Origin of the sequence: Aureimonas sp. AU40, from assembly GCF_001463785.1 — a bacterium.
Taxonomy (GTDB): domain Bacteria; phylum Pseudomonadota; class Alphaproteobacteria; order Rhizobiales; family Rhizobiaceae; genus Aureimonas.
Genome location: NZ_BBWL01000039.1, coordinates 40,815 through 53,802, shown reverse-complemented (window position 1 = coordinate 53,802; position 12,988 = coordinate 40,815). Strand labels below are relative to the sequence as shown.

Here is a 12,988-nt window from a genome sequence, read left to right as displayed (position 1 = left end):
TCCCCTCGCGGTCATGAGCCGGAACCCGAACGAGGACGACAGATGTACCGTTACGACGAATTCGACGAGCGCTTCGTGCGCGAACGGGTCCAGCAGTTCCGCCATCAGGTGGAGCGCCGGCTCGACGGCTCCCTGTCGGACGACGAGTTCAAGCCGCTGCGTCTTAAGAACGGCCTCTATCTCCAGCTTCACGCCTACATGCTGCGCGTCGCCGTGCCCTACGGCACGATGAACTCCAAGCAGATGCGCCAGCTGGCGCTGATCGCCGAGAAGTACGATAAGGGCTACGCGCATTTCACCACGCGCCAGAACCTTCAGTACAACTGGCCCAAGCTGCGCGACGTGCCCGACATTCTGGACCTTCTGGCCGATGTCGAGATGCACTGCATCCAGACGTCGGGAAACTGCATCCGCAACGTCACGGCCGACCAGTTCGCCGGCGTCGCCGCCGACGAGGTCGAGGACCCACGCCCGACCGGCGAGCTCATCCGCCAATGGTCGAGCCTGCACCCTGAGTTTTCCTGGCTGCCGCGCAAGTTCAAGATCGCTGTCACTGGCGCCGAGCACGACCGCGCGGCGATCAAGGTCCACGATATCGGCCTGCGCATCCTTCGCCATGGCGAGACGGGCGAGATCGGCTACGAGGTGATCGTGGGCGGCGGCCTCGGCCGCACGCCGATGGTCGGCAAGGTGATCCGCGACTTCCTGCCCAAGGGAGAGCTGCTCGCCTATCTCGAAGCCGTGATGCGCGTCTACAACGCCGAAGGCCGGCGCGACAACAAATACAAGGCGCGGGTGAAGATCCTCGTCCACGAGATCGGCACGGACGAGTTCAAGGCCCGCGTCGAGGCGGAATACGCCGAGCTGAACGGGCCGACGATCAACGCGCCGGCGCAAGAGGTGGAGCGCATCGCCCGCTACTTCGCCCCGCCCGCCTACGAGACCCTGCCCGAGACCTCTTTGGTGCTGGACGCCGCCCGCGCGGGCGACCCGGAGCTCGACCGCTTCGTGGAGCAGAACGGCTTTGCCCATCGCCAGCCCGGCTACATCGCGCTGACCGTGTCGCTCAAGCCCATCGGCGGCGTGCCGGGCGACATGTCGGACGCCGAGATGCGCGCCTTCGCCGACATCGCCGAGCGCTATTCCTTCGACGAGTTCCGCGTCACGCACGTCCAGAACCTCGTTCTGCCGCATGTGCGGAAGGACGACGTGCCGGCGGTCTACGCCGCGCTCAAGGCGGCCGGGCTCGCCACCGCCAATGCCGGTCTCGTCACCGACATCATCGCCTGCCCCGGCCTCGACTATTGCGCGCTGGCCACGGCGCGCTCGATCCCGATCGCGCAGGACATTTCCAACCTCTTCGCCGACGAGGCGCGTCAGCAGGAGGTCGGTCCCCTGCAGATCAAGATCTCGGGCTGCATCAATGCCTGCGGCCACCACCATGTCGGCCATATCGGCATTCTCGGCCTCGAGAAGTCCGGCCGCGAGAACTACCAGATCACGGTCGGCGGCGATGCGTCCGAGCAGGCCGCGCTGGGCGAGCGCGTCGGCCCCGGCATCGACGCCGAGCAGGTGCCCGGCGCCATCGAGGCGCTGGTGGGCGTCTACATGGCCGAGCGCCAGGGTTCGGAGACCTTCATCGACACGGTGAAGCGCGCGGGCCTGGAGCCCTTCAAGCAGGGCTTCACCGCCTATGTCGCGGGCACCGCGCCGGAAGGAGTACACGCATGAGCCTTCTCGTCTCTCCCGCCGGCGAGCGCGCCGACGAGTTCAGCCCGGTGGAAGACATCGCCGACCTGTCGCTGAGCGAAGGCGCGGTTCTCGTGCCGCTCACGGTCATCGACCAGGCGATCGCCGACCGGCGCAACGCCCCGCTGGGCCTCAGCGTCGCCGGCGACACGCCGGTCTGCGCCATCGAGCCTTATTTCGCTCAGGTCGAGCTGATCGCGGTGCGCTTTCCCTCCTTCTCGGACGGGCGCGGCTTCTCGCTGGCCAAGCGGCTGCGCCGCGCCGGCTTCACCGGCCGCCTGCGCGCCAGCGGTCCGCTGATCGCCGACCAGTTCGCCGAGGCGCTGGCCTGCGGCTTCGACGAGGTCTGGCTGCCCGACGCGATGGCCGAGCGCCAGCCGCTGGAGCAGTGGATGAAGGCCAAGGACATCGTCCACGACCATTACCAAACTGGCTATGGCGAGGATCAAAGCATCCTGCAGAAGCGCCTCGCCGCCCGCGCCGGAGCCCTCGCGTGAGCACCGCCGCTGCATCGGAGCCCAACGGCTCGGCGCCGGAACTGGCCGACCAGCTGAACGAGCGCTTCGCCACGCTCGATCCGGTCGGGCGGCTGCGGCTTCTCACAGAGGCGCTGCCGGGCCGGATCGTGTTCACGACCTCGCTCGGCATCGAGGACCAGATGCTCACCCATCTGATCTTCCGGGAGAAGCTGAGGATCGACGTGGTGACGCTCGATACCGGCCGCCTGTTTCCCGAGACCTATTCGCTCTGGCAGGCGACGGAAGAAAAGTACGGCCGCCGCATCAAGGCGAAGTACCCGCAGGCCGAGGCGCTGGAAGAGCTGATCGACGACCAGGGCATCAACGGCTTCTACTTCGCGCCGGAAATGCGCAAAGCCTGCTGCGGCGTGCGCAAGGTGGAGCCGCTCGGCCGGGCGCTGGCCGGCGCCTCGGGCTGGATCACGGGCCTTCGCCGCGACCAGTCGGCCAATCGCGAGCGGCTGGACTTCGTCTCCTTCGACGGCGCGCGCGGCCTCATCAAGGCCAATCCGCTGTTCGATTGGACGCGCGAGGAGATCCGCGTCTTCACCGCCGACCACGAGGTTCCCGTCAACCCGCTGCACGAGCAGGGCTTCCTCTCCATCGGCTGCGCCCCCTGCACCCGCGCCATCCGCCCCGGCGAGGTCGAGCGGGCCGGGCGCTGGTGGTGGGAAGAGGAAACCAAGCGCGAATGCGGCCTGCATGTGGACGGCGAAGGCCAGCCCGTGCGCGCCGAGGACGGCCGCCCGGCCCCCGGCGACAGCGCCTTCGAGACGATCCCGTCCTGAGGGGTCGCCTTTCCCGGCGATCCGGTCGTCCCCCCTTTCTTGTCTTCTGCCGCGCCCACCCCTTCGGGCGCCAAAGGTCCCTGCCATGAAGCACATGACCCATCTCCAGAGCCTCGAGGCGGAGTCGATCCACATCATCCGCGAGGTGGCGGCGACGGCCGAGAACCCGGTGATGCTCTTCTCCATCGGCAAGGATTCGATGGTCATGCTGCATCTGGCGCGCAAGGCCTTCGCGCCGGGCAAGCTGCCCTTCCCGCTTCTGCATGTCGACACGACCTGGAAGTTCCGCGAGATGATCGAGTTCCGCGATCGCATCGCGCGGGAATGGGATCTCGACCTTCTCGTCCACACCAACGAGGACGGGCTGAAGGCCGGCATCAACCCGTTCGATTCCGGCTCGCGCCTCCACACCGACGTGATGAAGACCGAAGGGCTGAAGCAGGCGCTGAACAAGTACAAGTTCGACGCCGCTTTCGGCGGGGCGCGCCGCGACGAGGAGAAGAGCCGCGCCAAGGAGCGCGTCTTCTCGCTGCGCTCGGCCGAGCATCGCTGGGAGCCCAAGAACCAGCGGCCCGAGCCCTGGCACCTCTTCAACACCCGCAAGCGCCAGGGCGAGAGCTTCCGCGTCTTCCCCCTATCCAATTGGACCGAGGCCGACGTCTGGGACTATATCGCGCTGGAGGACATTCCGGTCGTGCCGCTCTATTTCGCCAAGCACCGGCCCGTCGTCTCGCGCGACGGCACGCTGATCATGCGCGACGACGAGCGCATGAAGCTGAGCGAGGGCGAAGAGACGCGTGACGAGTTGGTGCGTTTTCGCACGCTCGGCTGCTATCCGCTCACCGGCGCGGTGCGCTCGGAGGCGACGACGCTGCCCGAGATCATCGCCGAGATGCGCGCGTCGCGCTCCTCCGAGCGCGAGGGCCGGGTGATCGACCGCGACGGCGGCGCCTCCATGGAAGAAAAGAAGCAGGAAGGCTATTTCTGATGTCCGTCGTCCGCCCTTCCTCCGCCTCCCCCGCTTCGCTCGCCGCCGACGAGGCGCTGGACCACAGCACCAATCCGTCCGCGCTCGCCGAGGACCAGGCCTTTGCCGGCCCCGCCCCCGACGAGGCGCTGCTCGATGAAGCGTCCGACGCGACGGGCGACGCGCCGCTCGCCCCCAGCCTCGGCGCGCTCCGCCAGAACGCCGCCGCCGTGGCGGCCGCCGGCGCGAAAGCCTCGCTCCTGCGCTTCATCACCTGCGGCTCGGTGGACGACGGCAAGTCGACCCTGATCGGCCGTCTCCTGTTCGACACGAACTCCGTCTTCGACGATCAGATGGAGGCGCTGCAGCGCGACTCCAAGAAGTTCGGCACGACGGGCAGCGATCTCGACTTCGCGCTCCTGGTGGACGGTCTTTCGGCCGAGCGCGAGCAGGGCATCACGATCGACGTCGCCTATCGCTACTTCAACACGAAGAACCGCGCCTTCATCATCGCCGACACGCCGGGGCACGAGCAGTACACCCGCAACATGGCGACCGGCGCATCCCAGGCCGAGCTCGCCATCATCCTGGTGGACGCGCGCAAGGGTATCCTGCCCCAGACGCGGCGCCACTCCTTCATCACCTCGATGGTCGGCATCAAGTCGGTGATCGTGGCGGTGAACAAGATGGATCTCGTCGAGTTCGACCAGTCCGTCTTCGACGAGATCGTCAAGGGCTACGAGGCGCTGCGCCCGCAGCTCGGCTTCACCGAGGTGCGCTACATCCCGCTTTCGGCCAAGAACGGCGACAATCTCGCCGAGCGCTCGTCCCACACGCCCTGGTACAAGGGGCCGACCCTTCTCGAAACGCTGGAAGTGGTGGAGCCCACGACCTTCGCGGCCGGCTCTTCGCATTTCCGCCTGCCGGTGCAATGGGTGAACCGCCCCAATCTCGACTTCCGCGGCTTCTGCGGCACCGTGGCGGGCGGGCGCATTGCCAAGGGCGACGCCGTCCTGTCGCTGCCGAGCCGGCAGCGCTCCACGGTCAAGGCCGTCTACGGGCCGAACGGCGAAACCCATTCGGCCGAGGACGGCGAGGCGATCACGCTGACGCTCGCCGACGAGATCGACGCCTCGCGCGGCGACGTCCTGGTCAAGGTCGGCGACCCCATCGCCGCGCACCGCATCCTCCATGCCGAAATTCTCTGGATGGTGGATCGGCCGCTGATCGCGGGCGGACGCTTCGTCGCCAAGCTTTCCACCGCGCAGACGCCGGTCAACGTGCGCTCGCTGGACGAGGCGGTGGACATCCACTCCTACCAGCCGCGCGCCGCCAACGCCCTTCTCATGAACGAGATCGGCCGCGTCACGCTGCAGTTCGACAAGCCGCCGGTCGCGACGCTTTATTCCGAAAGCCGCGAGCTCGGCGCCTTCATCCTGATCGACCCGCTGACCAACGAGACCGTGGCGCTAGGCATCGTGACCGCGCTGCCGCGCGAGGGCGAGGCGCCGGCCGCCACCGCCACGACGGCCTCGCGCCCCGGTTTGACGCCCGGAGCGGCACCGTCCGCCGCGGCCGCGCCGCGGACCCGGTTCGAGGCGATCCGGGCGGAATGGCTCGGACCCGCGCTCGCCGCCTCGCCCGAGCGGGCGCGCGGCGTCACGATCTTCCGCGCCATGGCGGCGGTGCTGGTGGCTCTTCTGGCGCTGATCCTGGGCCTTGCCCTGTGGAAGGCGATCATCCTCGGCGCGCTCGACTTCGCGCTGCGCCCGTTGCTGCGCCGCCTCATGGTGCCGGCCGAAACGGAAGTGCCGGTAGTGGACCCCTCCACCGTGCGCGATGGGGAGGGCATCTGATGTCGGCCGCCTCCCCCTGCTGCCGCGACGAGGGCGCCCTGGCGCAGGAGGCACCGGCCTTGCGCGCCCCGACCTTGCGCGCCAGGGCCGAGCGCGTCGCCGCATGGCGCCGCCCGCGCGCGGTTCTCGACGGAACCCTGCTCGCCGCCTCGCTTCTCCTCTGCGCCGCGCTTCTAGGCGGGTTGATCTGACGGGCGGATCGGGAGGGGCGGGCGCGTTCTCTATTCTTCACTAGGAGAGTGCGACTAAACGGGATCGGGACGTCGCAACCGTTCTCGCCATTGCGCCAAAGCCCGCTCGAAGACGGCGGGCTGATCCAGCGCGCGGGCGAGGACGATCGCCCCCTGGATGCCCGCGACCGTTTCCTCGGCCAGTAGAAGGGCCTCCTCCTCGCCCGATCCCTCTCGCCGCAGCGCGTTGGCGAGCGCTTCGATCCACCGCGCGAAATAGCGGGCGATCGCCAGAGCGAAGCGATCGCGCCCCTCCCCCAAAGCCAAAGTGCCCATGAGGCAGACCCGCCGGCCGGATCGGAAATAGTCCGACACCGCGTCGAACATAGCCTCGCTCGCCTGCCCCGCTGCGGCCTCGCTCTCCAGCGGCGCGAAGATATGGCGCTCGAACCAGACCTCGATCTCGGCAAGAACGGCCGAGAGCATCTCGTCCTTCCCGCCGGGAAAGAAGTGGTAGAGGCTTCCCTTGCCGAGGCCCGTCGCCTTTCCGATCAGGGCCAGACTGGCCCCCTCATAGCCATATCGGCGAAACACCTCGGCCAGCGGCGCCAGACTGTCGGCCCGCTCCGCCACCACGCGCGGCATGGCTAAAGCCTTTCCGGGCAAAGCGGATGCGCCTCACCTTCGGACAAGGGTGAATCCCTATTCATCGGATGGGCTCTAGAGGCCGAGTTCGCTGAGGCCGGGATGATCGTCCGGACGGCGGCCGAGCGGCCAGTGGAACTTGCGCTCGCTCTCAACGATCGGCACGTCGTTGATCGAGGCATGGCGCTCGGACATGAGGCCCGCCTCGTCGAACTGCCAGTTCTCGTTGCCGTGCGAGCGGAACCATTGTCCGCTGTCGTCGCGCCATTCGTAGACAAAGCGCACCGCGATGCGCGCGCCCTGATAGGCCCAGACTTCCTTGATCAGCCGATAGTCCAACTCGCGGCGCCATTTGCGGGTGAGGAAGGACACGATCTCCTCCCGCCCCGCGATGAACTCGGCCCGGTTCCGCCACCGGCTATCTTCCGTATAGGCGAGGGACACCCGCTCGGGATCGCGGCTGTTCCAGGCGTCCTCCGCCAGACGCGCCTTCTGGACGGCGGCTTCGAGGTCGAACGGCGGGAGGGGCGGACGAGACATGGACGAGCCTTCCTGTACCAGTCGGTCATGACTTTACTGATTGGTACAGGATTTAGCCTCATCGCGCAAATCGAAGCAGGAGCGGGCGCGCAAACCGCGCCCGCTCCTGCTTCCGCTCAGGCGCTCTCCGTCGCCGGCTCGACATAGAGCCGCGCGCCGCCGGCCAGGAACTCGGCGGACTTGGCCTCCATTCCGGCCAGCGCCTCGGCTTCGCGCTTCAGGTCGCGGGAGATTTCCATCGAACAGAATTTCGGCCCGCACATGGAGCAGAAATGGGCTGTCTTGTGCGCTTCCTTGGGCAGGGTCTCGTCGTGGAAGGCGCGGGCCGTGTCGGGGTCGAGCGAGAGGTTGAACTGGTCCTCCCAGCGGAAGTCGAAGCGGGCGCGCGACAGTGCGTCATCCCGCAAGCGCGCCGCCGGATGGCCCTTGGCGAGATCGGCGGCATGGGCGGCGATCTTGTAGGTGACGACGCCGGTCTTCACGTCGTCCCGGTCGGGCAGGCCGAGATGCTCCTTGGGCGTGACGTAGCAGAGCATGGCCGTGCCGAACCAGCCGATCTGCGCCGCGCCGATGGCGGAGGTGATGTGGTCGTAGCCCGGCGCAATATCGGTCGCGAGCGGTCCCAGCGTATAGAAGGGTGCCTCGCCGCAGGTCGCCAGCTGCTTGTCCATATTGGCTTTGATCTTGTGCATGGGCACGTGGCCCGGCCCCTCGACCATGACCTGACAGCCCCGATCCCAGGCGATCTTGGTCAGCTCGCCCAGCGTGTCCAGTTCGGCGAACTGCGCGGCGTCGTTGGCGTCCGCCACCGAGCCCGGCCGCAGCCCGTCCCCCAGCGAGAAGGACACGTCGAACCGGCGCATGATCTCGCAGATCTCGTCGAAGCGCTCGTAGAGGAAGCTTTCGCGATGCTTCGAGAGGCACCAGCGCGCCATGATCGAGCCGCCCCGGCTGACGATGCCGGTGACGCGCCGGGCGGCCAGCGGCACATGGGCGAGACGCACGCCGGCATGGATGGTGAAATAGTCGACGCCCTGCTCGGCCTGCTCGATCAGCGTGTCCTTGAACACCTCCCAGTCGAGCTTCAGGGGATCGCCGCCGACCTTCTCCAGCGCCTGGTAGATCGGCACCGTGCCGATCGGCACCGGCGAATTGCGCAGGATCCAAGAGCGGATATTGTGGATGTTGCGCCCTGTGGAGAGGTCCATCACCGTGTCGGCGCCCCAGCGGATCGCCCAGACCAGCTTCTCCACCTCCTCGGCCACGCCCGAGCTGACGGCGGAATTGCCGATATTGGCGTTGATCTTCACCAGGAAGTTGCGCCCGATCACCATCGGCTCGAGCTCGGGATGGTTGATGTTGGCGGGAAGGATGGCCCGCCCACGCGCCACCTCGTCGCGCACGAATTCGGGCGTGACGAATTCGGGGATCGCCGCCCCGAAGCTTTCGCCGTCGCCCAGCCGCTCGGCCGCCTCCGCCAGCGCCGCCTCGCGCGCCAGATTCTCGCGATGGGCGACATAGATCATTTCCGGGGTGACGATTCCCGCCCGCGCCCATTCCAGCTGCGTGACGCGCTCGCCCTCCCGCCCGCGCCGCACGCCATGGGCGGCGGGGCAAGGCTCGACCAGCCGGTCGGCCCCGACATGGCCGTTGTCCTCCGGCCTCACGGCGCGGGGCTCCACCAGCGGATAGCCGCGCGCGGCGATCCAGGCGTCGCGAACCGGGGCAAGGCCGCGCGAAAGGTCGATGCCGGCGTCGGCGTCCGTGTAGGGGCCGGACGCGTCGTAGACGCGCAAAGGCGGCTCGGCCGGGTCGCTCAGCGCGATCTCGCGAAAGGGCACGCGGATCTCCGGCGCGCCGCGCGGCGCGGCATAGACCTTGCGCGAGCCGCGAATCGGCCCGGTGGTCACGGTGGCGGGAAGGGTGGGGGAAGCGGACATCAGGATCTCCAACAAAAAGGAGATCCGGGATCTGTTGCGATGAGCGGCGGCGCGATGCCGCGCGGCGGCACCCTTTCCGTCCCTTCGCCGGCATGACCCGGATCAGGTTCAAAGGGTTCGGCTCGCGCCATCTCAGCCCCACATGGGACACCCCTCGGACGCGCGAAGGGTGGCCAGACGGGCTCTGTCTGTCAAGACCGGGCCGATGGGCTCAGTCGATCTCGCGCGCTTCGGACGGGAGCATGATCGGGATGCCGTTGCGGATGGGATAGGCCAGGCGCGCAGCGCGCGAGACCAGCTCGTTGCGCTCGGAATCATAGCTCAGCCCCGTCTTGGTCAGCGGGCAGACCAGGAGTTCCAGGAGCTTGGGGTCGGGGCGACCCTTGCGTTCCGCGTCGTCCACCATGCCAGTCTCCTCGTTTCGTCGGGTCGCCTGCCGTCGCCTCCGGCAACGCCGCGTTCAGCCGGCTGGATACAGGCCGGGCCGGACCCTGCCAAGTCTCGGGCTCGAAGCGCCGCGCCCCGTGCAAGAGCCTGTTTCGACCTTCGCGAGGCGCCGCACTCGAGCGATGCGAAGTCCTATCCGCAAGGGTCCAGGCCGACGGCCGACGGCGAAAAGGCGCCCTCGCACCGACCCGGCCAAGAGCCCGAACGGTCTCCCGGTTCGCCTATTGCAGGGTCTGCGAGCCGTTTCCGTCCTCGCTGCCCTCGCGCACCAGGGCGATCTCGGTGATGGCGACCAGCGTCTCGGCCCGCGTCTTGAGGTCGGGGGCTTCCAGAAGCGCCTGCTTCTCGGCCGCGCCATAGGGCGACATCATCGACAGGGCGTTGACCAGCGTCTCGTTGGAGGCCTTGGACACGCTTTCCCAATCGGCCTCCAGCTGGTTGGCCTGGAGATAGGAACGGAAGGCTTTCAGAAGCGCGTCGCGGTCCACCTCCTCCTCGCCCTCGCCGGACTCCAGATCGCTGGCGAAGGGCTTGATGCGGCAGAGGCGGAAGGGCTCGGCGCTCTCGTGCTCCTCGATCACCCGGAAGCGCGCGATGCCCTGCAGGTTGAGGAGATAGCGCCCGTCGCCGGTCTCGGTCAGCGAGGTGATGCGCCCCAGGCATCCGACGGCGCAAAGCTCCGGCTCGCCGGAGGGCTGCAGCGCGCCGTCGAGGCGCGGCTGGATCATGCCGATCACCCGCGCGCCCGTCATGGCATCGTCGATCAGCGCGAGATAGCGCGGTTCGAAGATGTTCAGCGGCATCTGCCCGCCCGGCAGAAGCAGCGCGCCGGTCAGGGGAAACACGGCCACCGTTTCCGGGAGGTCGGTCTCCGAACGGTAGGTGACGTTGCCTGCTTGCACCAATGCGATTCTCCGATCGAGCCTTGAGGCTGTTATGAACCAGGGACAGGTCTCGCGTCACCCAGGCAGGTCCATCAGTGACGCCCCAAGGCGGATCGGCGCGGACAGGCCAACGGGTCGCCCGGGCGACGTCGCCCGCAGCCTCGGAACCCGATCCGCCGATCCGGCGCAAGGCCTGTCGCTGGTTCATGACAGCTTCATGGAACTGGCGCGTCTCGCCCCGAACTCAAGAGCGGCGTGAGCACGCAGGCGAGCGGCCGGAGCGCGAAGGCAAAGTCGGAGGGGGCCCGCAATTCCTCTTCGTCTTCGCGCTGGGCCGTATTCTCACAAGGTCGAGCGCCGCCGGGGCACGGCGAAGGTTTTGCCGGCCTGTTCAGCCTCAATGCCAGCCCATGCATCGAGCCGCCTTCGCACTCGGCGCTCTGCGGGCGACGGCAGTCCCGCTCGGCGCCTTTGGCCGCCTATCTCCGCACGATCCTGGCCAGCGCGTTGCCGATCTCGGCGAAGGCGGCGTTGCGCTCGTCGAAGGAAGCCTCGGTTTCCGTGAGATAAAGGCTCGCCACGATCGGCGCGCCTTCGGGGGGCCAGAGCACGGCGATGTCGTTCATCGTGCCGTGGTCGCCGCCGCCGGTCTTGTCGCCGATGTGCCAACTCTTGGGCAGACCGGCGCGAAGCTTGGCGCCGCCCGTCTGGTTGGCCACCATCCACTCGGCGAGTCGCCAGCGCGAGACGTCCTTGAGATGGTCCTCGAACAGGAGCGCGTGCAGCGTCTTCGTCATCGCGGCGGGGCTGGTCGTGTCGCGGGGGTCGCCGGGCGTCGCCTCGTTGAGGTCGGTCTCGCGCCGATCGAGCCGGAAGGTCTCGTCGCCGAGCGAGCGGGCGAAGCGCGTGACGCCCTCCGGCCCGCCGAGCTGGTCGATCAGGACGTTGCCGGCCGTGTTGTCGCTTCGGGTGATCGCGGCCGCGCAGATCTCGGCCAGCGTCATGCCCTCGCCGCCGACCTGTTTCTCGGTCACGGGCGAATAGGTGACGAGGTCGGACTTCGCGATCACCACGCGGCGCGACAGGTCCGCCTCGCCCCGGTCCACCCGCGCCAGCAGCCCCGCCGCCGCGACGACCTTGAAGGTCGAGCACAGGGGAAAGCGCTCGTCCGCCCGCCGCGCCCAGCGCCGACCCGAGCCGGTGTCGTGAACGAAGGCGCCGAGTCGGGCCGAGAAGCGCTTTTCGATATCGGCCAGAAGCGCGTTCAACGCGTCCTCGCCCCTCGCCTGCCCGGCGAAGGCCGGGAGGAAACCGGAGGCGAGACCGGCGCCGGCAAGGGCACCGAATCGGCGGCGGGTGAGAAGGGGCGACATGCTGTTCTCCGCTGATCGTCTGCCTCCCATTTGGCCGGCGAAGAGGGCGGTTCGGAGGCCGGGGAGGCTGGGCTGGCGAGCCGGACACAGGAAAGAATGAAGGTGCGAACTTTGGCCGGCGATTTCGGGACGCCGTCACACCGGATGCGCGATAGGGATGAAACGACGCCACCCAGGGGGCTGCGCCGGTTTCTCTATCAGGCCCGCGCATTCCCTGACGCGGCAACGCGCTCAGCTCCCTTCAGCGTCTTTGGGGCGCTTTAACAGCCGACAAAGGGTTCAGCTCAGCCACGCTCGGCGGTCGTCGCTCCGGCTCCCTCAGCGCGCGCCGGCCAATGCCGGCATCAGACCTTCCCGGATGGCGCGTTCGTTCAGCGGCCCGGTCTGCTTCCAGAGAATGCGCCCGTCCGCGCCGACGAGAAAGGTCTCCGGCACGCCGTAGACGCCCCAGTCGATCGCCGCCGTGCCGCGCTCGTCGGTGCCGACGCGGGCATAGGGGTTGCCGAGGGCGGAAAGGAATCCGAGCGCTTGGTCCGGCTTGTCCTTGTAGTTCAGCCCTTCGATGCGCAGGCCGGAGGCCTGGACCTTTGGGTCGCGCGCTAGCGCCAGCAGCATCGGATGCTCCTCGCGGCAGGGCGCGCACCAGGAGGCGAAGACGTTGACGAGGCGCGGCACGCCGTCCCGCTCGCCGCCGAGGCCCGGCACGGGCTGGCCGTCCGGCGAGCGGAGGCCGGCCAGCGGCGGCAGGGCCGTGGCGGGCGCGGCCTGACCGATCAGCGCGGAGGGGATCTGCGCGGGGTCGTGGCCGGAGAGAAGCTGCGTCAGAAACAGGCCTGCCAGACCGCCGAAGACGAGAAGCGGCAGCGCCACCAGAAGCGGCCGGCGGCGGCGCGGCGCGGAAGGGGCCGGAGTTGGCGCGGGCGACGCCTCGGGGCTCGTGGGGGTGGCCTCGCTCATCGCTTCGCGCCCCGCCCCTCGCCCTCGAAACCCTTCAGTCGGCGGGCCACCTGCCGCGCGTCGAGAAAGATCCAAAGCCCGAGCCCCCCAAGGGCCAAGGCCGCCATGGCATAGGCGGCGGCGATGAAGCCGAAATAGCTGGCCTGCATGGCGC

Annotated in this window: 14 protein-coding genes and 1 riboswitch; of the genes, 6 read left to right on the top strand and 8 right to left on the bottom strand. The window is 68.5% G+C overall.

All coding sequences use genetic code 11. The features are described 5' to 3' along the window. The first annotated feature begins 42 nt into the window (after positions 1-42). The 6 genes from AUL32_RS12975 to AUL32_RS12950 all read left to right on the top strand — a co-directional run bounded on the left by AUL32_RS12975 (position 43) and on the right by AUL32_RS12950 (position 6,069). Positions 43-1,731 carry a nitrite/sulfite reductase gene (locus AUL32_RS12975; RefSeq protein WP_062115630.1) on the top strand — a complete coding sequence of 563 codons (1,689 nt, stop codon included), beginning with the start codon at positions 43-45 and terminating at the stop codon, positions 1,729-1,731. Then, entirely contained in the window at positions 1,728-2,246 is a 519-nt protein-coding gene (locus tag AUL32_RS12970; RefSeq protein ID WP_062115628.1) for a DUF934 domain-containing protein, read from the top strand. The genes AUL32_RS12975 and AUL32_RS12970 overlap by 4 nt, the downstream gene beginning before the upstream one ends. Next, positions 2,243-3,055, top strand: a complete 813-nt coding sequence (locus AUL32_RS12965) for a phosphoadenylyl-sulfate reductase (RefSeq protein ID WP_062115625.1) — start codon at positions 2,243-2,245, stop codon at positions 3,053-3,055. The genes AUL32_RS12970 and AUL32_RS12965 overlap by 4 nt, the downstream gene beginning before the upstream one ends. A gap of 85 nt (positions 3,056-3,140) precedes the next feature. Further along, positions 3,141-4,043, top strand: a complete 903-nt coding sequence (cysD, locus tag AUL32_RS12960; RefSeq protein WP_061973505.1) for a sulfate adenylyltransferase subunit CysD — start codon at positions 3,141-3,143, stop codon at positions 4,041-4,043. Continuing rightward, positions 4,043-5,878 (top strand): sulfate adenylyltransferase subunit CysN, encoded by a 1,836-nt coding sequence (gene cysN / locus AUL32_RS12955; protein ID WP_062115622.1) that lies wholly within the window; start codon positions 4,043-4,045, stop codon positions 5,876-5,878. Before cysD ends, cysN begins: the two co-directional genes overlap by 1 nt. Beyond that, positions 5,878-6,069 (top strand): hypothetical protein, encoded by a 192-nt coding sequence (locus AUL32_RS12950; protein WP_062115619.1) that lies wholly within the window; start codon positions 5,878-5,880, stop codon positions 6,067-6,069. The genes cysN and AUL32_RS12950 overlap by 1 nt, the downstream gene beginning before the upstream one ends. Before the next feature lie 54 nt (positions 6,070-6,123). On the opposite strand, the gene AUL32_RS12945 is transcribed toward AUL32_RS12950, so the two are convergent. The 8 genes from AUL32_RS12945 to ccmD form a co-directional block, all read right to left on the bottom strand. Continuing rightward, on the bottom strand, positions 6,124-6,693 hold the full coding sequence (locus tag AUL32_RS12945; RefSeq protein ID WP_062115616.1) for a TetR/AcrR family transcriptional regulator: 570 nt from the start codon (positions 6,691-6,693) through the stop codon (positions 6,124-6,126). A gap of 75 nt (positions 6,694-6,768) precedes the next feature. Further along, positions 6,769-7,233, bottom strand: coding sequence for a nuclear transport factor 2 family protein (locus AUL32_RS12940; RefSeq protein WP_062115614.1), 465 nt, complete (start codon positions 7,231-7,233; stop codon positions 6,769-6,771). 116 nt (positions 7,234-7,349) lie between these two features. Beyond that, positions 7,350-9,173, bottom strand: coding sequence for a phosphomethylpyrimidine synthase ThiC (thiC, locus tag AUL32_RS12935; RefSeq protein ID WP_062115819.1), 1,824 nt, complete (start codon positions 9,171-9,173; stop codon positions 7,350-7,352). A 62-nt stretch (positions 9,174-9,235) separates the two neighbouring features. Beyond that, a riboswitch (TPP riboswitch) is annotated at positions 9,236-9,338 on the bottom strand. 46 nt (positions 9,339-9,384) lie between these two features. Beyond that, positions 9,385-9,579 carry a Trm112 family protein gene (locus AUL32_RS12930; RefSeq protein ID WP_082639140.1) on the bottom strand — a complete coding sequence of 65 codons (195 nt, stop codon included), beginning with the start codon at positions 9,577-9,579 and terminating at the stop codon, positions 9,385-9,387. A 262-nt stretch (positions 9,580-9,841) separates the two neighbouring features. Continuing rightward, entirely contained in the window at positions 9,842-10,522 is a 681-nt protein-coding gene (locus AUL32_RS12925) for an LON peptidase substrate-binding domain-containing protein (RefSeq protein WP_062115817.1), read from the bottom strand. Positions 10,523-10,983: 461 nt separating this feature from the next. Continuing rightward, on the bottom strand, positions 10,984-11,877 hold the full coding sequence (gene bla / locus AUL32_RS12920; RefSeq protein WP_062115612.1) for a class A beta-lactamase: 894 nt from the start codon (positions 11,875-11,877) through the stop codon (positions 10,984-10,986). Positions 11,878-12,195: 318 nt separating this feature from the next. Further along, the gene (locus AUL32_RS12915) at positions 12,196-12,834 is read right to left on the bottom strand and encodes a DsbE family thiol:disulfide interchange protein (RefSeq protein WP_062115610.1); all 639 of its coding nucleotides are present in this window, start codon (positions 12,832-12,834) and stop codon (positions 12,196-12,198) included. Beyond that, positions 12,831-12,983, bottom strand: coding sequence for a heme exporter protein CcmD (ccmD, locus tag AUL32_RS24555; protein WP_082639139.1), 153 nt, complete (start codon positions 12,981-12,983; stop codon positions 12,831-12,833). Before ccmD ends, AUL32_RS12915 begins: the two co-directional genes overlap by 4 nt. Positions 12,984-12,988: the final 5 nt, after the last annotated feature.

Coding starts and splice junctions, on each gene's coding strand:
- AUL32_RS12915 (WP_062115610.1), bottom strand. CDS start 12,834: ATGAGCGAGGCCACCCCCACGAGCCCCGAGGCGTCGCCCGCGCCAACT.
- AUL32_RS12930 (WP_082639140.1), bottom strand. CDS start 9,579: ATGGTGGACGACGCGGAACGCAAGGGTCGCCCCGACCCCAAGCTCCTG.
- cysD (WP_061973505.1), top strand. CDS start 3,141: ATGAAGCACATGACCCATCTCCAGAGCCTCGAGGCGGAGTCGATCCAC.
- ccmD (WP_082639139.1), bottom strand. CDS start 12,983: ATGCAGGCCAGCTATTTCGGCTTCATCGCCGCCGCCTATGCCATGGCG.
- AUL32_RS12975 (WP_062115630.1), top strand. CDS start 43: ATGTACCGTTACGACGAATTCGACGAGCGCTTCGTGCGCGAACGGGTC.
- cysN (WP_062115622.1), top strand. CDS start 4,043: ATGTCCGTCGTCCGCCCTTCCTCCGCCTCCCCCGCTTCGCTCGCCGCC.
- bla (WP_062115612.1), bottom strand. CDS start 11,877: ATGTCGCCCCTTCTCACCCGCCGCCGATTCGGTGCCCTTGCCGGCGCC.
- thiC (WP_062115819.1), bottom strand. CDS start 9,173: ATGTCCGCTTCCCCCACCCTTCCCGCCACCGTGACCACCGGGCCGATT.
- AUL32_RS12945 (WP_062115616.1), bottom strand. CDS start 6,693: ATGCCGCGCGTGGTGGCGGAGCGGGCCGACAGTCTGGCGCCGCTGGCC.
- AUL32_RS12970 (WP_062115628.1), top strand. CDS start 1,728: ATGAGCCTTCTCGTCTCTCCCGCCGGCGAGCGCGCCGACGAGTTCAGC.
- AUL32_RS12940 (WP_062115614.1), bottom strand. CDS start 7,233: ATGTCTCGTCCGCCCCTCCCGCCGTTCGACCTCGAAGCCGCCGTCCAG.
- AUL32_RS12950 (WP_062115619.1), top strand. CDS start 5,878: ATGTCGGCCGCCTCCCCCTGCTGCCGCGACGAGGGCGCCCTGGCGCAG.